At 57.9% G+C, this 19,604-nt stretch carries 19 protein-coding genes; 2 read left to right on the top strand and 17 right to left on the bottom strand.

The features are described 5' to 3' along the window. Nucleotides 1-78: 78 nt before the first annotated feature. The 11 genes from AC4EYZ_RS09610 to dksA all read right to left on the bottom strand — a co-directional run bounded on the left by AC4EYZ_RS09610 (nucleotide 79) and on the right by dksA (nucleotide 12,539). Nucleotides 79-1,257, bottom strand: coding sequence for an acetyl-CoA C-acetyltransferase (locus AC4EYZ_RS09610; protein ID WP_022520696.1), 1,179 nt, complete (start codon nucleotides 1,255-1,257; stop codon nucleotides 79-81). A gap of 220 nt (nucleotides 1,258-1,477) precedes the next feature. Continuing rightward, complete coding sequence (panD, locus tag AC4EYZ_RS09605) at nucleotides 1,478-1,858, bottom strand: aspartate 1-decarboxylase (protein WP_007111819.1); 381 nt, start codon at nucleotides 1,856-1,858, stop codon at nucleotides 1,478-1,480. Between the two features lie 29 nt (nucleotides 1,859-1,887). Beyond that, entirely contained in the window at nucleotides 1,888-2,760 is an 873-nt protein-coding gene (gene panC, locus AC4EYZ_RS09600; protein ID WP_027958255.1) for a pantoate--beta-alanine ligase, read from the bottom strand. 59 nt (nucleotides 2,761-2,819) lie between these two features. Next, nucleotides 2,820-3,611, bottom strand: a complete 792-nt coding sequence (gene panB / locus AC4EYZ_RS09595; protein ID WP_022520694.1) for a 3-methyl-2-oxobutanoate hydroxymethyltransferase — start codon at nucleotides 3,609-3,611, stop codon at nucleotides 2,820-2,822. A gap of 158 nt (nucleotides 3,612-3,769) precedes the next feature. After that, nucleotides 3,770-4,264 carry a 2-amino-4-hydroxy-6-hydroxymethyldihydropteridine diphosphokinase gene (gene folK / locus AC4EYZ_RS09590; protein ID WP_138801359.1) on the bottom strand — a complete coding sequence of 165 codons (495 nt, stop codon included), beginning with the start codon at nucleotides 4,262-4,264 and terminating at the stop codon, nucleotides 3,770-3,772. Beyond that, nucleotides 4,264-5,646 (bottom strand): polynucleotide adenylyltransferase PcnB, encoded by a 1,383-nt coding sequence (pcnB, locus tag AC4EYZ_RS09585; RefSeq protein WP_009287938.1) that lies wholly within the window; start codon nucleotides 5,644-5,646, stop codon nucleotides 4,264-4,266. The genes folK and pcnB overlap by 1 nt, the downstream gene beginning before the upstream one ends. Before the next feature lie 928 nt (nucleotides 5,647-6,574). Next, the gene (locus AC4EYZ_RS09580; RefSeq protein WP_474193055.1) at nucleotides 6,575-7,969 is read right to left on the bottom strand and encodes a sigma-54-dependent transcriptional regulator; all 1,395 of its coding nucleotides are present in this window, start codon (nucleotides 7,967-7,969) and stop codon (nucleotides 6,575-6,577) included. Next, nucleotides 7,947-10,895, bottom strand: coding sequence for an ATP-binding protein (locus AC4EYZ_RS09575; RefSeq protein WP_490204284.1), 2,949 nt, complete (start codon nucleotides 10,893-10,895; stop codon nucleotides 7,947-7,949). The genes AC4EYZ_RS09580 and AC4EYZ_RS09575 overlap by 23 nt, the downstream gene beginning before the upstream one ends. Nucleotide 10,896: 1 nt before the next feature. Beyond that, complete coding sequence (locus AC4EYZ_RS09570) at nucleotides 10,897-11,073, bottom strand: hypothetical protein (protein WP_007111811.1); 177 nt, start codon at nucleotides 11,071-11,073, stop codon at nucleotides 10,897-10,899. Between the two features lies 1 nt (nucleotide 11,074). Beyond that, nucleotides 11,075-11,986, bottom strand: a complete 912-nt coding sequence (gene gluQRS, locus AC4EYZ_RS09565) for a tRNA glutamyl-Q(34) synthetase GluQRS (protein ID WP_474192140.1) — start codon at nucleotides 11,984-11,986, stop codon at nucleotides 11,075-11,077. 115 nt (nucleotides 11,987-12,101) lie between these two features. Then, complete coding sequence (gene dksA / locus AC4EYZ_RS09560; protein WP_007111809.1) at nucleotides 12,102-12,539, bottom strand: RNA polymerase-binding protein DksA; 438 nt, start codon at nucleotides 12,537-12,539, stop codon at nucleotides 12,102-12,104. A 215-nt stretch (nucleotides 12,540-12,754) separates the two neighbouring features. On the opposite strand from dksA, the gene AC4EYZ_RS09555 reads away from it, so the two are divergent. Together AC4EYZ_RS09555 and sfsA are read left to right on the top strand one after the other, a co-directional pair. Beyond that, nucleotides 12,755-13,915, top strand: coding sequence for an aminotransferase class I/II-fold pyridoxal phosphate-dependent enzyme (locus tag AC4EYZ_RS09555; RefSeq protein WP_490204237.1), 1,161 nt, complete (start codon nucleotides 12,755-12,757; stop codon nucleotides 13,913-13,915). Next, entirely contained in the window at nucleotides 13,915-14,643 is a 729-nt protein-coding gene (gene sfsA / locus AC4EYZ_RS09550) for a DNA/RNA nuclease SfsA (protein WP_474192142.1), read from the top strand. Before AC4EYZ_RS09555 ends, sfsA begins: the two co-directional genes overlap by 1 nt. A 160-nt stretch (nucleotides 14,644-14,803) precedes the next feature. Here sfsA and AC4EYZ_RS09545 read toward each other — a convergent pair whose 3' ends face one another. From AC4EYZ_RS09545 to AC4EYZ_RS09520, 6 genes are all read right to left on the bottom strand, one after another. Next, nucleotides 14,804-15,253, bottom strand: a complete 450-nt coding sequence (locus AC4EYZ_RS09545) for a DUF4426 domain-containing protein (protein ID WP_022520688.1) — start codon at nucleotides 15,251-15,253, stop codon at nucleotides 14,804-14,806. 39 nt (nucleotides 15,254-15,292) lie between these two features. Continuing rightward, complete coding sequence (gene metW, locus AC4EYZ_RS09540; RefSeq protein WP_474192146.1) at nucleotides 15,293-15,886, bottom strand: methionine biosynthesis protein MetW; 594 nt, start codon at nucleotides 15,884-15,886, stop codon at nucleotides 15,293-15,295. After that, on the bottom strand, nucleotides 15,886-17,112 hold the full coding sequence (gene metX, locus AC4EYZ_RS09535) for a homoserine O-succinyltransferase MetX (RefSeq protein ID WP_009287944.1): 1,227 nt from the start codon (nucleotides 17,110-17,112) through the stop codon (nucleotides 15,886-15,888). Before metX ends, metW begins: the two co-directional genes overlap by 1 nt. Nucleotides 17,113-17,329: 217 nt before the next feature. Beyond that, nucleotides 17,330-17,923, bottom strand: a complete 594-nt coding sequence (locus tag AC4EYZ_RS09530) for a YggT family protein (RefSeq protein ID WP_009287945.1) — start codon at nucleotides 17,921-17,923, stop codon at nucleotides 17,330-17,332. A 55-nt stretch (nucleotides 17,924-17,978) separates the two neighbouring features. Continuing rightward, nucleotides 17,979-18,803: a pyrroline-5-carboxylate reductase gene (proC, locus tag AC4EYZ_RS09525; RefSeq protein WP_022520687.1), complete on the bottom strand. Its 825-nt coding sequence runs from the start codon at nucleotides 18,801-18,803 to the stop codon at nucleotides 17,979-17,981. 55 nt (nucleotides 18,804-18,858) lie between these two features. Further along, nucleotides 18,859-19,575 carry a YggS family pyridoxal phosphate-dependent enzyme gene (locus AC4EYZ_RS09520; RefSeq protein WP_474192143.1) on the bottom strand — a complete coding sequence of 239 codons (717 nt, stop codon included), beginning with the start codon at nucleotides 19,573-19,575 and terminating at the stop codon, nucleotides 18,859-18,861. Nucleotides 19,576-19,604: the final 29 nt, after the last annotated feature.

Below are 19,604 nucleotides of genomic sequence, written 5' to 3'. Positions count from 1 at the left end.
CATCCCGAACGGAAAAAGCCCTCGTCAATTGACAAGGGCTTATATTAGTTCTTAGCTAAGCGAGCGAAGGGTGGGTTTTTAAGGCCGCTCGATAGCCAAGGCTACGCCCTGACCGCCGCCGATACACAGCGTCGCGAGGCCTTTCTTGGCGTCGCGGGCGATCATTTCGTGGAGCAGCGTGACCAGTACGCGGCAGCCGGAGGCACCGATGGGGTGGCCTAGAGCGATCGCGCCGCCGTTGACGTTCACTTTAGACGTATCCCAGCCGAGCTCTTTGTTGACAGATAGCGCCTGGGCGGCAAACGCTTCGTTGGCTTCGACCAAGTCCAGGTCGTCCAGGCTCCAGCCGGCTTTTTCCAAGCAGCGGCGAGTGGCCGGTGCGGGCCCGATACCCATAATGGCAGGGTCAACGCCTGCGTTGGAGTAAGCCGCTATGCGTGCCAGTGGCTCTAGCCCCAACTGCTTAGCTTTTTCGGCGGAGCAGAGCATAACCACCGCCGCGCCGTCGTTAAGCGCCGAGGCGTTACCGGCGGTAACGGTGCCGTCTTTCTTAAACGCAGGGCGCATGCCGCCAAGCTTCTCCGCGGTCACTTCCCGTGGATTCTCGTCGGTATCAAACACCACCGGGTCGCCTTTGCGCTGGGGAATTTCCACCGGCACGATTTGGCCTTTGAACTTACCTTCTTTGATGGCGGCAGCTGCTTTCTGCTGTGACGCTGCGGCGAACTCATCCATCGCTTCGCGGGTGATACCGTACTTCTCGGCTAAATTCTCGGCGGTAATGCCCATATGGTAGTTGTTGAACGCATCCCACAGGCCGTCGTGTACCATGGAATCAATTGCCTTCCAATCGCCCATGCGCTGACCGTTGCGAGAATTGGGCAGTACGTGGGGCGAGGCAGACATATTCTCCTGACCGCCGGCCAGAATCAGCTCGGCATCGCCGCAGCGAATGGCCTGCGTAGCGAGATGCAGTGCCTTAAGGCCTGAGCCACACACTTTGTTGATGGTCATGGCCGGTACCGAGTCCGGTAGGCCGCCTTTAATAGCCGCTTGGCGCGCCGGGTTTTGACCAACGCCCGCGGTGAGCACCTGGCCCAGCAGTACTTCGTCAACCTGATCGGGAGAAACGCCGGTTGAGGCAAGGATATCCTTGATCACCAAAGCGCCTAGGTCGCTCGCTGGAATACCTGCGAGGGAGCCGCCGAAAGCGCCCACAGCGGTGCGGCGTGCCGCAACAATGACTACTTCTTGCATAAGATGACTCCTGGAGTAATTAACAGACAGTCTGATACCAGATGCCCGATAGGCGTGCTCTGTCAGCCGTACTCTTTTATTCGTACTCTGTCAGCCGTCTCTTCAGCATAGGGGAAGGTGGTGCGTTGCGGCAATAAACCTTTATGGGCAAATAAAAACGGGCCAACATGTGGCCCGTCAGAAGAAAGCATTAGAGGCGCTAAGATTAGGCCAGTTGTGATCAGGCCAACTGTACCGGGATAATATTGCTGGTGTGGCTGACGTGGTTGCCTTCCTGGAGATACACCAGAGCAGGCTGGTGGTTTTCCAGTTCGGCTTCGGAGTAGTGGGCATAGCTGCAGATAATGATCCGGTGGCCAGGGGCGGCGAGGTGGGCCGCAGCGCCGTTGATCGAAATGAGCTTGGAGCCTTCCTCACCGCGAATGGCGTAAGTGGTAAAGCGTTCGCCATTCTCGACGTTGTAAATCTGGATCTGCTCATTTTCACGAATACCCGCCATATCCAGCAGGTCGCCGTCGATGGCGCAGGAGCCTTCGTAGTTAAGCACCGCGTGAGTGACGCGAGCCATGTGCAGCTTGGCTTTGAGCATAATAGTATGCATGTGAGTTCCTATTTTTACCCGTTGTTTGTTTATTCTCTGCCAGTAGTGGCAGCGCTGGCCGGGAGTTGAACAGTGAGGTTGTCGATTAATCGCGCCGGGCCCAGCTTGGCGGCGGCCAGCAGTACCGCATGGCGGGTCGCTAGGTTAATGGGGCCTAGCGTGACATCGCGCAGTTCCAAATAGTCCAGCGTAAAGCCCGCATCATACAGCGCGGTGTTGCCCTGGTGTAGTACCTTTTCGATAGGTTCTCCGCGCTCTAGCGCATCGCGAAGCGTACACAGCGTGCGGTAAAGCGCAGGGGCGATTGCACGCTCCTCGCTACTTAAATAGCCATTGCGTGATGACAGTGCCAGGCCATCTTCTGCGCGTACGATGGGCACGCCGATAATTTCGATGGGCATGTGCAGATCGCACACCAGCTTACGAATCACCGCAAGCTGTTGGTAATCCTTCTCCCCAAAGCAGGCGACGTCGGGCTGCACCAAATTAAACAGCATGCTAACCACGGTGGAGACACCGTCAAAATGGCCGGGGCGTGAGCCACCACACAGACCCTCACCCACCACGGGCACATGCACGCGGGTCTGGGCGTCCAAGCCGTTGGGGTAGAGCGAGCTCACCGCCGGGGCGAACAGCACGTCGCAGCCAGCCTCGATAAGCTGCGCTTGGTCGGCATCAAAGGTACGCGGGTAACCGTCTAAATCTTCGCCTGGGCCAAACTGCATCGGATTGACAAACAGGCTTGCGACCACGATATCGGCGTGCTGGCGCGCGCAGGCGACCAGCGCTAGGTGCCCGGCATGTAGGTTGCCCATGGTGGGTACCAGGGCAATACGCTGGCCGCGTTGGCGGTAATCTCGCAGCGTGCTGCGTAGCTGATCAATGTCTCGCAAAGTGCGCATAGTTGTTTCGTATTAGTGACAAAAGGTGGTCGATAGACTAGATGTCTTAACCGTCATCTTTAAAAGCAGTGCTCTTGGGCTGGGAAAGTGCGTGTTTTGACCGCTTCATGGTAGCGCTGAAACGCAGTTTGAATACTGTCCGCCTCAACCATAAAGTTTTTCACAAAGCGCGGTGTGCGGCCATGGGTGACGCCCAGCACATCGTGCATCACCAGAATCTGGCCATCGGTATCCGGCCCTGCGCCAATGCCAATCACCGGTACATCCAGCGCTTCGGTGACCGCTTTGCCCAGGCTGGCAGGGACGCACTCAAGCAGAATCACCGAGGCGCCCGCCTCGACAAGCACTTTTGCGTCATTAATGATGCGCTCAGCGTGAGCAGCGTCGCGCCCCTGCACTTTATAGCCACCTAGCTGATGCACGGTTTGTGGGGTTAAGCCCAGGTGGGCACATACCGGTACGCCGCGGCGGGTGAGTTCACGAATGCCATCTGCCATCCACGCTTCGCCTTCCAGTTTGACCAGCTCCGCCCCCGCGCGCATCACGGCACCGGCGTCTTCCAGCAGGCGCTCGGTGGTGGCGTTGCTCATAAAGGGTAGATCCACCATCAACAGGCTATGGCCTTTGCCACGCGCAGCGCAGCGGGTGTGGTAAACGATGTCTTCAATGGTGACGGGCAGAGTGCTGTTATGGCCCTGTAGCACCATGCCCAGCGAATCACCGACGAGCAGGACATCAATGCCTGCTTGGCTTGCCGCATGGGCAAAGGAGGCGTCGTAAGCGGTTAGGCAACTGAATGTCTCGCCAGCCTGCTTATAGGCCTGCAGCGTGCTTAGGGTGACGGTTTTCATGGCGTGCTCTCATGTTTTACGTGAGGCCGCTGCGACATAGGCAGCCGACCATTATTGATGCTGCATCCCTGCATACGCGAAGTGGCGTAACCGGCAATTGTTACCTGAATGGGGTGTCGGTGTCGAGATTTGTGTCAAATGGTAGCGTTAGCCGCACATTAGGCGTTAGATAAGCGTTCCAAGCCTTGGTTCTCAACACGTTCAAGCCAGGTGGATAGCGGCTGTTGGAGAAGGTCTAGAGAGGGGGCGATCTCTGCGAGGGGGAGCAGTACAAAGGCCCGGGCAGTCATTTGCGGGTGCGGTACGCGTAAACGCGGCGAGTTGATGTGCTCATTGGCGTAGAGCAGCAGGTCAAGATCGAGCGTGCGGGGCCCCCAGTGGCGCTGGCGGCGGCGGCGATGCTGCTGCTCTAACGCCTGAAGCTGGTCGAGTAGCGCCAGCGGCGAGAGCCGTGTCTCCAGCGCGGCCACCGCGTTGATAAAGTCCGGCTGATCCTGCGGCCCCACCGGGCGGCTGGCGTAAAGCGATGATGCTGCCACTAATCGGCTTAGCGGTAGCATTGCCAGCTCGTTGAGGGCCTCGCGAACCTGCTCGATAGGCGACTCTAGATTACTACCCAAGCCAATATAGGCGAGCTGGGGAGGAGTACCCACTACTCTGGCGCGCTCGGCTTACGGCGCCGTTTGCGGCGACGATCGCCCTGGCTGGCGGGGTCGCCGCCAACTTTTTGCAGCAGGCGACGCTGTTCGTGCTCATCGCCGCGCTGAAACGCCGTCCACCATTCGCCTAAACCACTGGGTATCTCGCCCGCCTGTTCGCGCAGCAGCAGCAGGTCATAGCCCGCTCTGAAACGCGAATGTTCGCGGGTTTGAAAGGCCTTTTTACCGCGCCGCTGGGGTAGGCGCTGCTGTAATTCCCAAATTTCCCGCATCGGGATGCCAAAGCGCTTGGGAATCGATGTGAACTCTAACTGACGGGAGACCACCTGCTGAGCGGCTGCTTGAAGCGCCGGAATGGGCGGCATGCCCTCTTGCTCCAGCGCTTCCTGGCGATGCTTGACCGGGGCCCATAAAAACGCTGCCAGCAGGAAGGCCGGGGTGACGGGGCGCTCTTCGGCAATACGTTTATCGGTGTTGGTCAGCGCCTGCTCAATCAGCTCTTCGGCCCAGGCGGCATCGGCCATGGCTTCTTCGGCCTCGGGGAACAGCATGCCGAACAGGCCGTAGTGGCTGAGTAGCCGGAAGGTGACCAAACCGTGGCCCGACATAAACAGCTTGAGGACTTCATCGAATAGCCGTGCTGGTGGAATCTGCAGCAGCAGCGGTGCCTGATCGTACATCGGCGCTTCGGTGGCGGGGTCTAGCGTGAAGTCGAGCTTAGCCGCAAAGCGCACCGCCCGCAGCATCCGTACCGGGTCTTCGCGGTAGCGTGTCGCCGGGTCGCCAATCAGGCGCAGGGTGCGGGTCTTAATATCCTCGGCACCATTGGCAAAATCAGTGATGCTGAAGTCGGCGATATTGTAGTAGAGCGCATTAACGGTAAAGTCGCGGCGCAGCGCGTCTTCTTCGATATTGCCCCATACATTGTCGCGCAGCAGTAACCCTTCATCGGACTGGTGGGCAATGTGGTCGCCATGCTCGTCTTGGGGTTTGCCACGGAAGGTGGTGACCTCAATGACCTCGCGGCCAAAGCGCACATGGACAATCCGAAAACGGCGGCCGATCAGGCGCGAGTTACGAAATAGATCGCGAACCTGCTCTGGAGTGGCGTTGGTGGCGACATCAAAATCTTTGGGCATCTTGCCCAGCAGCGCATCACGAATGCAACCGCCCACCAAATAGGCGTCGAAACCCGCGCCGCTAAGGCGATAAAGCACTTTTAACGCGGCATCGCTAATATGCTGGCGAGAAACAGGGTGCTCTGACCGAGGGATGTTGCGCGGAGTGAGGGCGCTGGTGGTGCTCTCTTGGGGATCAAGCAAGGTTTTCAATTGCTCCCCCGGGCTGTGTAGGAAACGGGTAAATCCTTTAAACATGCGACGATTTCAACTCGCAGGTACGAAAAAATGGTCGTAAAAATAGTCGTTAGAAAACACTTCAAACGAGTACTGAACATAAACCACGAGTGGCTGAGTGTAGCCGACCCTTCATGGCTTGCAAAGAGCGGCTTGCAAAGTAGCGGCTTGCAAAGCACTTGACGCTGGCGGGGGCTAACACAGGTTTTAAACCCAGGCTCCAAACACGGAAAGGGGAGGCTAAAAGAGCCTCCCCTATCAAGCAATTAATCAGCGTCCGTGCTGCTATTTTTCTTCATGATGGCACATCGCCCTGAATACGCACCGCAGTCGGTAGGCGTAAGGATCACGATGGTTCCGACCGCCTCGTATTCAAAACAATAATCCAACCGCGAACTTTTCTCCCCCCGGGGTATTATTATTGGCGCCGGGGTGTACACACTGACAGCTATTGTTGTTGTTAGGATGCCAAGTCACATTGCACGTCGCGTCCTTTCGGGCCACTTGCTAACTTTTGTTGTTGTTCGCTGCGCCTGTGTTGCCTGCGCAAGCAAGTAATGAGATTCAAGCCTGTTGTTCTTGTTAGTACCGTTATCTCTACCTGGCCCTGTTGTTTTTGTTGTGGCTCAGGTTGTGGCGAGGTCATGTTGTTTTTGTTGGTGACCTGGCGCTATGCCCAGTTTGTTTTTCTTACCCAGTAATACTGCAGACCCTGTGCCACCTATTTAATAAATTATAAATTTCAGAAGGTTGGGGTTTTTTAAGTCGCTGCGGAACTTTACGGCGCGAGAAGTGTTACCCCTTTCGCGGCCGTTTGTGCGCGGCGTTGTGTGGGAAGGTAACAGTGCCTGGGTAGCGAAAGGCAGAATATTTCTTATTTAAATCAGTATATTAGACGATGGTCGTAGGAGTGGTGTGGAGGCGCGAGTGGATAGCAATGCCCAGGTGCTTAACCTGGGCGCCGGGCGGTTTTTTTGCGCGGTATGCCAAGCCGCTGGCGTCGTTCCCAAAGGTTTTTACGGCTAATGCCCAGTTTTTGTGCCAATTCGGTTTCACTCATCTGGTCTTGGTGTTCGAGGACAAAGTGCTGAAAATAATCTTCTAAAGAGAGATCATCTTCATTCTCTTCAGCACTTTTATCACCGCCACCACTGGCAGCAGGTGTGCTGGACGCGCCAGAGGACGGATGGGGGCGTGGGGTGGCCGGCGCTAGGCCCAGGTCATCCGGGTGGATCAGATGCCCCTCGGCAAGAATCACCCCGCGCTCAAGGGCATTCTCCAGCTCGCGAACGTTACCCGGCCAAGGGTAGTCGCGCAGATCCTGGCGGGCTGCGCGGGACAAACGCAGGCCCGTGCGTTCGTGGCGTTTACACGCCTTGTCGAGCAGAATGTCGGCGATCTCAAGCACGTCATCCTCGCGCTCGCGCAGCGGCGGCAGCTCGATCTGCATTACGTTCAGCCGGTAGTAAAGGTCAAGGCGGAACTCACCGGTTTTTGACAGTGCTCGCAGGTCACGATGGGTGGCCGCAATCAGGCGGACATTGACGTGGCGGGTTTCCACCGAGCCAATTTTACGGATTTCACCCTCTTGAAGAACGCGCAGCAGACGCGCCTGGGCATCCAGCGGTAGTTCACCAATCTCATCCAAAAATAGCGTACCGCCATCAGCGGCTTCGACTAACCCGGTGCGCGCAGCGCTGGCGCCGGTAAAAGCGCCTTTCTCATGGCCAAACAGCTCTGATTCGATCAGCGTTTCAGGAATCGCCGCGCAGTTGACGCAGATCAATGGTGCCTTGGCGCGCTTGCTCTGCTGGTGAATGGCGCGTGCCACCAGCTCCTTGCCGGTACCTGACTCGCCAAGAATCAATACGGTGACATCGGCCGGTGCGGTTTTACTAATGCGGGTGTAGACCTGCTGCATGGCAACGCAGTTGCCGATCATGGTTTGCCGGCTGCCGCCTGCATCGGTGATATCCGGGGGCGGACTCTGCTGCATCGACTGCTTGTGCAGGATCCGCTCAACGGTCTCCAATAGCTCCGCGTGGTCAAAGGGCTTGGCAACGTAGTCCACAGCCCCCTGTTTGAGCGCTTCCACCGCAGAGCGCATGCTGGCGTAGCTGGTCATGATCAATACTGGCACGGGGGCCGCGGCGGCGATCAGCGAGGTGCCCGGTTCGCCCGGCAGACGCAGGTCGCTGATGATGAGGTCGAACCCTGCGAGCTCAAGCTGGCTGGCCTCCTCAGCGCTGCCTGCTTCGCTGACCGTATAGTCGTGGCGTTCCAGAAGGCGCTTTAGCGCGCTGCGAATAATCGCTTCATCTTCAACAATCAGAATCCTGGGCATGGGTTGGCTGATCATCCTGTTGGTAAAGCGGCAGCCATAACGTAATGGCCGTGCCGCGAGGCTGTCCGGGGGGTGGCGAAGCCACGTCTATTTTACCCTGGTGCTCATTGATAATCTGGTAGGCCAATGAAAGGCCCAGACCGGTGCCCTCGCCGGCGGGCTTGGTGGTGGTAAAGGGCTCGAATAGGTGCTCGCGCACTCGTGGGTCGATGCCCTGACCGTTATCGGTTATCCGCCACCATGCAAGCTGCTCGTGGCGCCCTGCGGTCATGTGAACTTCTCCCCCTTGGCCGCAGGCATCCCGGGCATTGCTCAGCAGGTTGACCATCACTTGCGTTAATCGCTGGGCATCGCCGCGCACCACCACGTCGTCAGGCGTTTCATTGGTTAAGGTAACATCCTCTCCCGAGCGGGCGAGGTGGATCAAGTGCAGTGCATCTTCGCTAATGGATGCAAGTGCCACAGGTGAGGCAGGGAGCGGTACCGATTGGCTTCCCCCATGGGCAAAGCCAACCAGTGAGTTAACGATTTTGGTGACCCGTTGGGTCAGCTGCTGGATTTGCTCGGCGGTCTCCAGCAGGGCGGGGTCGTTGGTGTCGTAGCGTAGATTTTGCGCCAGCGACGAGATGCCGGTAATCGGGTTGCCAATTTCGTGGGCGACCCCAGCGGCTAACTGACCGATAGAGGCAAGGCGCGCTGCATGCACCAACTCATCTTCCAACCATTTCATTTCGGTATGGTCTTCAATCAGAATAACGCTGCCGCCACGGCTGTCACTACCGCTGAGAATCGCTTTGTGCAAGGTCAAAAAATAGTCTTTACCGTGCAGCGTGACCGCCTGTTTGTAGAGCGGTGTTGACGTGGTTTTCAGCACGCCGCCGAGTAGGCTGGGCCAGGGGGCAGGCAGGCTGTCGCGACGTGAACCGATCACGCTTTCACCGCTAATACCCGAGAGTTGAGAGAGCGCCTGATTCCACATTAGCAGCTCATCATCATCGCCCAGAACACACAGCCCCACCGGTAAATACGCCAGGGTTTGGCGATGATGGCGGCGCAAACCGTCGAGTTCACGGGCTAACCCTGTCAGGCGTGACCGGTAGGCTTCCAAGCGGCTCTCGACAAAATGAATATCGTCGGTTTCAGGGGTGTCGTCGTGGCGGTAGGGTAGATAGCGATCAACAATATCCCGTGCCACCGATGGGCCCATTAGGCCCGAGAGATTGGCCTGAATACGGTCACGCAAGCGACGCAGCGCGTAGGGCCGGCGCTCCTGGGGCGTTAAATTGAGTGCTTGCAATGCCCGCTTCACTTCACGGCTAGCCGCCTCATCGCCGAGGGCATGGGCTAAGTGAGTCGAAAAATCGCTCGCCGTGGCGGCTTCCAGTGGAAAGCGCTTGGAGCGGATAACCGCATCGACGGAGCACGCTTCCGCGGCGGACTGCTCACCTTCAGAAATACGCGTAAACAGCGATATCACAATCAACAGCAGGATATTGACCGCTAACGAGAGCAGCGTGACGTTGTACCAAACCGGCGCACCAGCGTCGGTAAGTGGGGTAAAGGGCAGCGTCGGTACGGGTAGCGAGAACATGAGCGGCAGCCATAGCCCCCATAGCCATACGCCGACGCCTGCGATGAGGCCAATAATCATGCCTTTACGGTTAGCGCCCGGCCAGTAGAGCAGCGCCAGCATGCCAGGCAGGCACTGGGCCATCCCCACAAATGCGGCTAATCCCAAACCGATAAGCCCATGATGGCGACCTACCCACTGGTAAAACATCCAGCCGCTGATAATCACAGCGACCACTAGCCCACGGCGCAGCCACAGTAGCCAGCCGTAAAGATCACTGCGCGCTTCCGGGGGCCTCGCTACCAGTACAATATGATTAAGCACCATGCCGGAAAGCGCCAGCGCAATCATAATCATGGTGCCGCTGGCGGCGGCTAGCCCGCCGATAAACGCCAGCGCCCCTACCCACCAGTGTTCGGTCATTAGGTAGGCGGCATAGGCGGCGATGGGTATGTCGGGATTGACCGATTGCGCGGCCCACCAAATCAACGGTACGGGTAGCGCCATTAATAGCAGGAAAAGCGGCAGCGCCCAGCTCGCTTGTAGCAGGGTATGCCGGGATAGACTTTCTGAAAAACTGATATGAAACAGATGCGGCATCATAAACGCCGCCGCAAAAAACAGCAGCAGGAGAATTCGCCACTGGGCCGGGTCAAGTTTGGGTGTCTGTTGTTGGAGGAGAGCGCCAGGGCCCTCCAGCCACAGCTGCAGGTCGCCTGGGCCGTCAAACACCATCCATAGCGCCACCACGCCGAGCCCCAGCATGGCCAGCAGTTTAACAATGGATTCAAACGCAATGGCGCTAAGCAGAGTGTCGTGGCGGCCGTGAGACTGGCTGTGGCGGGCACCGAAAATAACCGCAAAGGCGGCAATTACGGCGCAAAAAAGTAGCGCAACGCTACCTCCCGCTTGGCTGGCGGTGATGATATTGATGGCTTCGCCCAGGGTTTGGACTTGAATGCCGAGCAGTGGCAGCACCGCCAGTAGACTGACGATGGTGACCAGCGTACCCGCCCAACGAGAGCGAAAGCGAAAGGCAAACAGATCCGCCAATGACGTTAGTTGATAGGTGCGGGTGATGCGCTGGATGGGCACCAGTAGCACAGGGGCGAGCAAGAAGGCGCCCGCTGCGCCCAGGTAGTAGGCGAGGAAGCCAAACCCCGCGTGGGCAGCCATTTCCACGCTGCCGTAAATCGCCCAGGCGCTGGCATAAACACCCAGGGCAAGGGTGTAAACAATCGGGTGGCGGGTAATACGCACCGGCACCCAGCCGCGCTCTACCGCAAAACCGCAGCCAAACAGCAGTGCCAGGTAGCCCAGCCCAAGCAGTAGGACGCCGACTATCTCAACGTGCATCTCAACGTTCATCAAGCTTCCTCTTCTGCTCCAGCCAGAGGGTTAACGCAATCAAACCGCCCCAAATCGCAAACGGCCGGTACCAGGCGGCCTCAGGGTCGCTCCAGCCATTCATCAGTAGCGGAGAGAGCAGGTAGCCGCCAAACACCAAAAACAGCATGATGCGATAGACATACATATCAATCTCCTACTGGAGGTGAAGAGGGATTTAAACGGTGTGCCGTTGGGTTTAAACGTGCCAACGACCAGTTCGCTACCGCCCAGTGTAGCTGAGTCGCGGAGGGCTCTGAGGCCAGTTCTTGTGGCGGCGCTTGATCAAGCGCTTCCAGCGCCTGAAAGAGCTGCTGGCGCACTTTCTGCTCGTCTTCTGCCAGGGCCGGGGCCAGGTTTTGCTTGGAGAGCTTTTGCCCTTCAGCGGTCACAATGAGTGGCAGATGCAGGTAACGCGGCTGCGGTAGCTGAAGTGCGCTCTGCAATTGGCGCTGCCAAGGGGTGTTATCGAGCAAATCGAGCCCGCGTACCACATCGGTAATCTGCTGCTCGGCGTCATCCACTACCACGGCGAGCTGATACGCCCATAGGTCATCTTTGCGCTTTAATACCACATCGCCTAGTTCAGCCGGGTCAAACTGCTGCTCGCCGAACAGCCGGTCTTGCCAGCGGATAGGGCGCTCGCCACGGTCGCTGCGCAGCCGCCAGGCCACCGGTTTACTCGCATCGCAAACGCCATCGCGGCACCAGCCGGGGTAGATATCAAACGCCTGCCACTGCTTGCGCGAACAGCTGCAGGGATAGGCCAGGCCGAGTTGGACAAGCTGGTCAAGCGCCTGTTGGTAAGCATCGCCGCGGGTGTGCTGCCACATTACCGCTTCGTCCCACTCCAGCCCGAAGGTTTCCAACTGGCGAAGGATAGTGCTCGCCGCTCCTTCAGGGCAGCGCGGTGGGTCGATATCTTCAATGCGTACCAGCCACTGCCCATCGGCTGCGCGGGCATCTAAATAGCTGCCTAAGGCGGCGACCAAAGAGCCAAAGTGCAGCGGGCCTGAGGGCGTAGGGGCAAAGCGCCCCCGGTAGCGAGCAAAATCAATCATGGTAGCGTCATTGTTGAGAGGGGCTGGTTATTTACAAAAAGCTATTCACAAAAAGCCATTCACAAAAACGGGCACCCTAAGGTGCCCGCGTTCGAGTAGCACGGTCTTTTAGTGCTCAGCCGCCTAGCTGTTTCTCTTTGAGTTCCGCCAGGGTTTTGCAATCCACACAAAGGGTGGCGGTGGGGCGAGCTTCTAAACGACGAATGCCGATTTCAACGCCGCAGGCTTCGCAGAAGCCATAATCATCATCATCGATGTTATCTAGCGTCTCGTTAATTTTCTTGAGCAGCTTACGCTCGCGATCCCGGGTACGCAGTTCCAGGCTAAAGCCCTCTTCCTGGGTAGCACGGTCGGCGGGGTCGGCGTAGTTGTTCGCATCTTCCTGCAGGTGGCGTACGGTACGATCCACCTCTTCCATGAGATCCTGTTTCCAATCCAGCAGCAGCTGACGGAAGTGCGCTAGCTGCTGCTCGTTCATATACTCTTCACCCGGCGCTGGCTCATACGGAGTGAAGGACTTGGACGCTTCCGGTTTCTTTTCTGCTACTGGCATGGGACTGCCCCTTACATATGTGACTACTGATCGACCATGAGCGATTGTCACGATCTCACGCCAAAGGGATGCTTGTTTAGCTGAAAAATGACTGGGTTGCAAGCATAATGGTGAGCTATCGACGATTGTTTGGCCTTGAATATGACTAGCGCCATGTTTTAGTTAGTTTTTCAATATTTGTCCAGTTTCAAAAATGATTAGATGAAGGAGCCGTTATGGCCTGGAATTCGCGTGTCGATCACGTTGCCCCTTTTCGGGTCATGCATTTGCTGGAAATGGCCCAGGCGCGGGAAGCCGCCGGCCACGATGTGATTCACCTGGAAGTAGGCGAGCCGGATTTTGCTACCCCCGAGCCCATTATCGCTGCCGGGCAGCAGGCGTTGGCCAGTGGCCATACCCGCTACACCCCAGCGGCTGGGCTGCCCGCACTGCGCGAGGCAATCGCCGGACATTACGCCGAGCACTTTAACGCTACGGTGGATCCTGCGCGTATTTTGGTAACGCCCGGGGCGTCGGGGGCGCTGCTGCTGGCCAGCCAGTTATTAGTCGAAACCGGCTCGCGGGTGCTGATGGCTGACCCTAACTACCCCTGCAATCGTCACTTTATGGCGCTAGCTGGCGCTGAGATTGATGCGGTATCCGTGGGGCGAGATAGCGGCTGGCAGTTGGACGCTGCCCTGGTCGCCCAGCATTGGCGTGAGGACACAAGCCTAGCGATGTTGGCGTCGCCCTCTAACCCTACCGGCCACACGTTGAGCGCGCAACAGCTCTCTGCAGTGCTGGCAGCGGTCGCTGAGCGCGAAGGCGAGGTCATCGTCGATGAGATCTACCAGGGCCTCAACTACGACGATGCACCGCTCTCAGCGACCTCGCTCTCCGCCAACGCCTTTGTGGTCAACAGCTTCTCAAAATATTTTGGTATGACCGGCTGGCGCCTGGGCTGGCTGGTGGCGCCAGAGCATGCAGTGGAGCCATTAACGCGGCTGGCGCAGAACATGTTTCTGGCCGCGCCGACGCCTTCGCAGCATGCCGCCCTGGCGGCGTTTACGCCCGAGTGTCGTGGTGTTCTTGAACAGCGCCGTGAAACCCTGAAAGAGCGCCGCCAAGTGCTGCTGGAGGGCCTTGTAGACTTGGGGCTGGCACCGGATCTCCCGCCCCAGGGGGCGTTTTATTTGTGGTTGGATATCTCCCGCTACAGCCGCGATAGCCAGGCCTTCTGCGAGCGCTTATTGCAGGAGGAGAACGTGGCGATTACCCCGGGTATTGATTTTGCCGTACGTGGCGGCGAACACCATGTGCGCATTGCGTTCACCAATGATGTGGCCCGGCTGGAAGAGGCGGTGGCGCGGATTGCACGCTTTGTGGGCAGGCTGTGATGCTGTCTTATCCGGCGCTGGTACCGGGCACGCTGATCAAGCGTTATAAGCGCTTTCTCGCCGATGTGCGTTTGGATGATGGTCGCGAAGTAGTCGCCCACTGCCCCAATACCGGCTCGATGAAGGCGGTGAACGTGCCAGGGTGCCGAGTGTGGCTGTCACCCAGCGATAACCCCAAGCGCAAGCTTGCCTGGACGTGGGAGCTTATCGAGCTGCCCCAAGCGGATGGGCAGGTGGCGCTCGCCTCGGTGCATACCGGCCGCGCTAACCGCATCGTGGAAGCGGCGCTGGAGGCGGGGGCTTTGGCACCGTTGGCAGGCTACGCCACTCTGCGCCGGGAGGTGAAAGTGGCCGACGCCCGCCTCGATTTTAGGCTGGATGACCCAGAGCGGGGGCGGGCGTATATCGAGGTGAAGCAGGTCACCCTCAAAGAGCAGGATGGTCACGGCTACTTTCCGGACTCGGTAAGTGTGCGCGGTACCAAGCATCTGCATTCGCTGCGAGTGCTGGCAGAGCAGGGCGAACGGGCGGTGCTGCTGTTTTGTGTCGCCCACGAAGGTATAGCGGACGTGGCCGCCGCAGCCCATATTGACGCGACTTACGCGGCAGCCCTAGCGGAGGCCTCGGCCAGCGAAGTGGAAGTGCTGGCCTATGGTATTGAGGTGGTGCGGGAGCAAGAGCGCCCCATTGGAGTGCGGTTAACCCGTAGCCTGCCTGTACGGCTGTAGATAGAGCAAGCTTTGCATACGTTGGCCTATGACCAGCGGCCGTGGGTAGTTGTAAGCAAGGGTCTTTCGCCATGGATGGCGAAAGTAGCGCCCAAGGATGGGTTTACAGCGCCCTTGCGTCAATCTACCTACGGCATGTCGAGAGCTATACAGGATTGACTTAGCGATCAATATAAAAACGCTGAATAAAGTTCACCGGTTCGGGGGCGGCGTTGCGGTCGTAGCGCACGCTTAGCTCAAAGCGCATGTTCTCATCGTCGAGTAGGGTAAAAGGCGCCAGGTGGTAGGTGGCATCGCCGTCGTGCACGGTGCGAAAGCTGAGCGACTCCTGGGCGCCTGTCAAGCCGCTTACGTGGCCCTGTACGCTGGCGTTAACGGGGCGGGTACTGCCATCCTCCTGGCGCTCGCGAACGCTTACATTAACCAGGCCGCGGTTGGCGCTGCGCTGGAGGTTGTTCGCTTGGGCCACTTCCGGGGTCAAAAAGCTGCTGTTCACCGCGCTGTAGTGAATCTCGTAATCGCCCACGCTGACGAACTGCTCAGCGTGGGCCCCAGCGGCGGCGAAGAGCATGCCGACAAGGGCGGCACTCATCATTAATCTGCGTAACATGGCGTGGCTCCTTGGGTTGCGTTTAAGCGCGATGAATATCTAGCGGCGACGAACGCGGAAAATGGCAATTTCACCAAATAGATTGGGCCATAGCCGCGATTTCCAGTGACCTTGATGATCCCCCACGCCCACCGCGCGATCAACAATCATCAAGCCCTTCTCGCGGCACAGATGCTCAAAGTCGTTGAACGTTGAGAGATGGATGTTGGGCGTGTCGTACCAGGCGTGGGGCAGCGATTTGGATACCGGCATATAGCCGCGCAGACCCAAATGAACACGGTGACGCCAGTAGGCGAAGTTGGGGAAAGTGATGATGCCCTCTTCGGCGACACGCAGCATTTCATCAAGCATCTTGTCCGGACGGCGCAGCGCCTGCAGGGCCTGGGTCATGATCACCTGATCATAGCTGTTGTCGCAGAAGCTGCTTAAACCGTCATCCAGGTTGTGCTCAATCACGCTGACGCCCCGGGCGACGCAGGCATTAATGCCGTTATGGTCGATCTCTAAGCCATAGCCGGTCACGCCCTTATTGTTAGCCAGGGTCTCAAGCAGTTCGCCGTCGCCGCAGGCGAGGTCGAGCACGTGGGCTCCTTCGGGCACCCAGTCATAAATCAGTTCAAGATCGGCGCGCATCATGGCGTCTCCTCTGAGCTCGTTGCATCTTCGCTTGCTTCATCTTTACCCACTTCGGCGAGGTTAAGCTCGCCGGCAGCGCGGTTCATAAAAGCGCTGAAGATGGCGTCGTAGCGCGGCTCTGAGAGTAAGAAAGCATCGTGCCCATGGGGCGAGTCGATGTTGGCGTAGCTAACCGCTTTGCCCGCACGAATGAGCGCATCGACCAGCTCGCGGGAGCGCGAGGGGGGAAAGCGCCAGTCGGTGGTAAAGCTAACAATCAAAAACGGGCATTGCGCTGGGGCCAGGGCTTTGGCTAAGTCGCCCCCTTGGGTGGCAGAAGGGTCAAAGTAGTCCAACGCTTTGGTCATCAGCAAGTAAGTATTGGCATCAAAGGCGGTGGAGAAGGTATCGCCCTGATAGCGCAAGTAGGACTCCACCTGGAACTCAACGTCAAAGCCGAAGTTAAGGTCGTCGCTACGCAAATCGCGGCCAAACTTGCTGCCCATGGCGTCTTCGGACAGGTAGGTGATATGGCCTACCATACGAGCCAGCTTTAGCCCGCGTTTGGGCACGGTGTCGTGCTCGGCATACCAACCGTCAAAAAACTCCGGATCAGAGCGAATTGCCTGACGGGCTACTTCGTTAAAAGCGATATTTTGCGCCGAGAGTCGAGGCGTGGCGGCAATCACCACCGCGTTAGCCACCCGTTCCGGGTAGGTCATTGTCCACTGCATCACCTGCATGCCGCCCAAGCTGCCGCCCACCGCGGCGGCCCAGCGCTCAATCCCCAGGTGGTCGGCAAGCCGCGCCTGGCTGGCCACCCAATCGCTGACCGTGACCATGGGGAACTCAGGCCCCCACTGGCGGCCGGTGTCGGGGTTATGACTGACCGGCCCGGTGCTGCCATGGCAGCCCCCCAGGTTATTGAGTGACACAACAAAAAAGCGGTTGGTGTCGATCGCTTTGCCGGGGCCAATATGGGCATCCCACCAGCCGGGCTTGCGGTCTTCTTCGCTGTGGTAGCCCGCGGCGTGGTGGTGACCCGAGAGCGCGTGGCAAATCAGTACCGCGTTACTGCGATCGGCATTCAATGTGCCGTAGGTTTCGTAAATCAGCTCGTAGGCAGGCAGCACTTTGCCGCAGGCGAGAGCGAGCGGCGTGTCGAAGCGTGCCACGTGCGGGGTGACCACGCCGACGGAGCCCGCCGGTCGGTCTGCAAATGCAAGCGTATCTGAGTCAGGCATTGAAGGCGCTAGTCCTGCTGAAAGAGGGCGACTGAAGTAGATCCTGTAAACCTCTGATTAACTATTGCGCTTGCCCATACGGCGTTAAAAATCGCCTCAAAATGCTCATTTACAACCTGTAAATTCCGCTTTTTCGTTGATTTTTGCCTTGTCTGGCCTGCACTCATTACGTTAATCAGAGGCTTCCTTGCTAAGAATACGGAGATGGCAGTTGCCATCACAGCCCGACCAGCGCGCCGGAAATGCCCGCCGCACGAATCAGGGCGCCGACCACCAAACCATCGATCAGGTTAATGGCGATAAACACCACGATAGGCGATAGATCGATCATGCCCAGCGGAGGAATCACTTTGCGTACCGGGGCCATAATCGGCTCTACCAACTGCATAACCAGCAGCGCACCTGGATGGCTGGCGTTGGGCGCTACCCAGCTCAAAATAATCATCACAATCAGGGCGAAGAAGTAGATTTTTAAAATTGCATTCGCCAAGGCGGCCGCACCGGCAATCAGCAGTCCAGCAATGGGCGGCATGCCAACGCCAATCACCATAAAAATGGCGATGATGCTAGCCACTTTCAATACAAAGCCTGCTGCTAAGGTGGCGAGGTCGAAGCGGCCAGCCACAGGGCCTAAAAAGCCTTGAAATAGCCCCACTACCGGCTGGGTGATTTTGACCACCGATTGGCTTAACGGGTTGTAGTAATCCGCCCGCGACGCTTGCAGCAGGAAGCGCAGCATGAGTAAAAAGAGGTAAATATTGATGAGGGTATTTACCAGCATTAACCCTGCACTGCCCAATTCATTGCCCATTATTATGTCTCCTTGATGATCCGGTAGCTTAGGCTGTGTTAGCCGAATGGCTGCATTAGCTGCCGCTTAGTTCCTTGGCCATTGCCTGGGCGCGGTCGGCGCAGGCCTGCATGGCGTCGGCAATCGTGGTGCGCAATTGTGCCTCTTCCATATGTTGAATGGCACGTTCGGTGGTGCCGCCCGGCGACATAACGTTCTGTTTCAGCGTGGCCGGGTCTTTATCACTCTGCTGCGCCATGGTGGCCGCACCCAGCGCGGTTTGAATAGCCAGGCGGCGCGCGGTGGCGGCAGGTAGGCCGAGTTTAACCGCGGCTTCTTCCATGGCTTCGAACATCAGAAAGAAGTAGGCCGGGGCGCTACCAGAAACAGCGGTGACTGCGTCTAACAGGGCTTCTTCTTCCACCCACTCCACAATGCCGACCGCTTCCATTAACTGGGTGGCCACGTCACGCTGGGCATCGCTGACGTTGGCATTGGCGTAGAGGCCGCTGGCGCCATAACCGACCAGCGAGGGCGTATTGGGCATGCAGCGTACCATGGCATTCTGGCCGCCTAGCCACTGGTCGATCGTGCCGGCATCCAGGCCGGCAGCAATCGAGATGACCAACGGCTGCTGGCGCTGAACGCTGTCGCGCAACGCTTCGCATACGTTGCGCATGATTTGTGGCTTCACCGCGAGTACCACCACATCGGCCTCAGCCACCGCCGCATTGTTGTCGGTGTCTGTATTGATGCCTAAGCGTTGTTTAATCGATGTCAGTTCGCTGTCATTCGGCGCGGTGGCGGTAATAGTAGAAGGCGCGACGCCGCTGTCGATTAGGCCGCCGATAATGGCGCTGGCCATATTGCCGGCCCCAATGAAGGTAATCTTATTCGCCATGGTAGGTGTCCCTTAAGTAAAAGTGTTCTACGTAAAAAAGTGGGCTACTTTTCGTCTAAGCCGATGGGCGAGCGCCGAAAATTGCAGTGCCCAAACGCACCAGCGTGGCGCCTTCCAGCACCGCCGCTTCTAAATCGTCGCTCATGCCCATTGAGAGCGTATCAAGGGGCGCGTCTGGCAAGCTGCTTTGTAAGGCGGTAAAAGCTTCGCGTAGTGCTGCCAATGGCTGGCGCTGAGCACTTATATCCACTGCTGGAGCGGGGATCGCCATTAAACCGCGCAGGCGCAGATTAGGCAGTGTGGCGACTTCCCTAGCCAATTCCTCTAACTCCTCGGGCAGCACACCAGCTTTGCTCTCTTCTCGGCTGATATTAATCTGCAGGCAGATATTGAGCGGCGCAAGGTGCGTTGGGCGCTGCTCGTTAAGGCGTTTGGCAATTTTTAGCCGATCGACGCTGTGTACCCAGTCAAAGTGCTCGGCCACAGAGCGGGTTTTGTTGGACTGCAGGGGGCCAATGAAATGCCATACAATGCCGTCAAGATCAGTAAGTTCGGCCTGCTTTTCCAGCGCTTCTTGCAAATAGTTTTCACCAAATTCACGCTGACCCAACTGCCAAACCTGACGAATCATCGCCGCAGGCTTGGTTTTGCTGACGGCCAGTAGCTTGGCTGCACCCTGGGCGCGCCCCGCGTTTTCTAATGCATTATGCAGGCGTTCAAGCGCCTGAGCGTATGAATGGCCGAGTGACTCGTTAAGCGCGATGTCTGTCATACTCAAGCACCTTACCGCAGCTGGGAAGA

The sequence above is a fragment of the Vreelandella sp. 162(4c) genome, assembly GCF_058152265.1.
Note: the sequence above shows the minus strand (reverse complement) of the source record. Positions and strands in the feature narration are given on the sequence as shown.

Coding starts and splice junctions, on each gene's coding strand:
- panB (WP_022520694.1), bottom strand. CDS start 3,611: ATGAAAACCGTCACCCTAAGCACGCTGCAGGCCTATAAGCAGGCTGGC.
- proC (WP_022520687.1), bottom strand. CDS start 18,803: ATGGCGAATAAGATTACCTTCATTGGGGCCGGCAATATGGCCAGCGCC.
- AC4EYZ_RS09520 (WP_474192143.1), bottom strand. CDS start 19,575: ATGACAGACATCGCGCTTAACGAGTCACTCGGCCATTCATACGCTCAG.
- pcnB (WP_009287938.1), bottom strand. CDS start 5,646: ATGTTTAAAGGATTTACCCGTTTCCTACACAGCCCGGGGGAGCAATTG.
- metX (WP_009287944.1), bottom strand. CDS start 17,112: ATGCCTGACTCAGATACGCTTGCATTTGCAGACCGACCGGCGGGCTCC.
- panC (WP_027958255.1), bottom strand. CDS start 2,760: ATGCGCACTTTGCGAGACATTGATCAGCTACGCAGCACGCTGCGAGAT.
- AC4EYZ_RS09570 (WP_007111811.1), bottom strand. CDS start 11,073: ATGTATGTCTATCGCATCATGCTGTTTTTGGTGTTTGGCGGCTACCTG.
- AC4EYZ_RS09530 (WP_009287945.1), bottom strand. CDS start 17,923: ATGGGCAATGAATTGGGCAGTGCAGGGTTAATGCTGGTAAATACCCTC.
- AC4EYZ_RS09610 (WP_022520696.1), bottom strand. CDS start 1,257: ATGCAAGAAGTAGTCATTGTTGCGGCACGCCGCACCGCTGTGGGCGCT.
- AC4EYZ_RS09555 (WP_490204237.1), top strand. CDS start 12,755: ATGGCCTGGAATTCGCGTGTCGATCACGTTGCCCCTTTTCGGGTCATG.
- AC4EYZ_RS09545 (WP_022520688.1), bottom strand. CDS start 15,253: ATGTTACGCAGATTAATGATGAGTGCCGCCCTTGTCGGCATGCTCTTC.
- dksA (WP_007111809.1), bottom strand. CDS start 12,539: ATGCCAGTAGCAGAAAAGAAACCGGAAGCGTCCAAGTCCTTCACTCCG.
- AC4EYZ_RS09580 (WP_474193055.1), bottom strand. CDS start 7,969: ATGCCCAGGATTCTGATTGTTGAAGATGAAGCGATTATTCGCAGCGCG.
- AC4EYZ_RS09575 (WP_490204284.1), bottom strand. CDS start 10,895: ATGCACGTTGAGATAGTCGGCGTCCTACTGCTTGGGCTGGGCTACCTG.
- metW (WP_474192146.1), bottom strand. CDS start 15,886: ATGCGCGCCGATCTTGAACTGATTTATGACTGGGTGCCCGAAGGAGCC.
- gluQRS (WP_474192140.1), bottom strand. CDS start 11,986: ATGATTGATTTTGCTCGCTACCGGGGGCGCTTTGCCCCTACGCCCTCA.
- panD (WP_007111819.1), bottom strand. CDS start 1,858: ATGCATACTATTATGCTCAAAGCCAAGCTGCACATGGCTCGCGTCACT.
- sfsA (WP_474192142.1), top strand. CDS start 13,915: ATGCTGTCTTATCCGGCGCTGGTACCGGGCACGCTGATCAAGCGTTAT.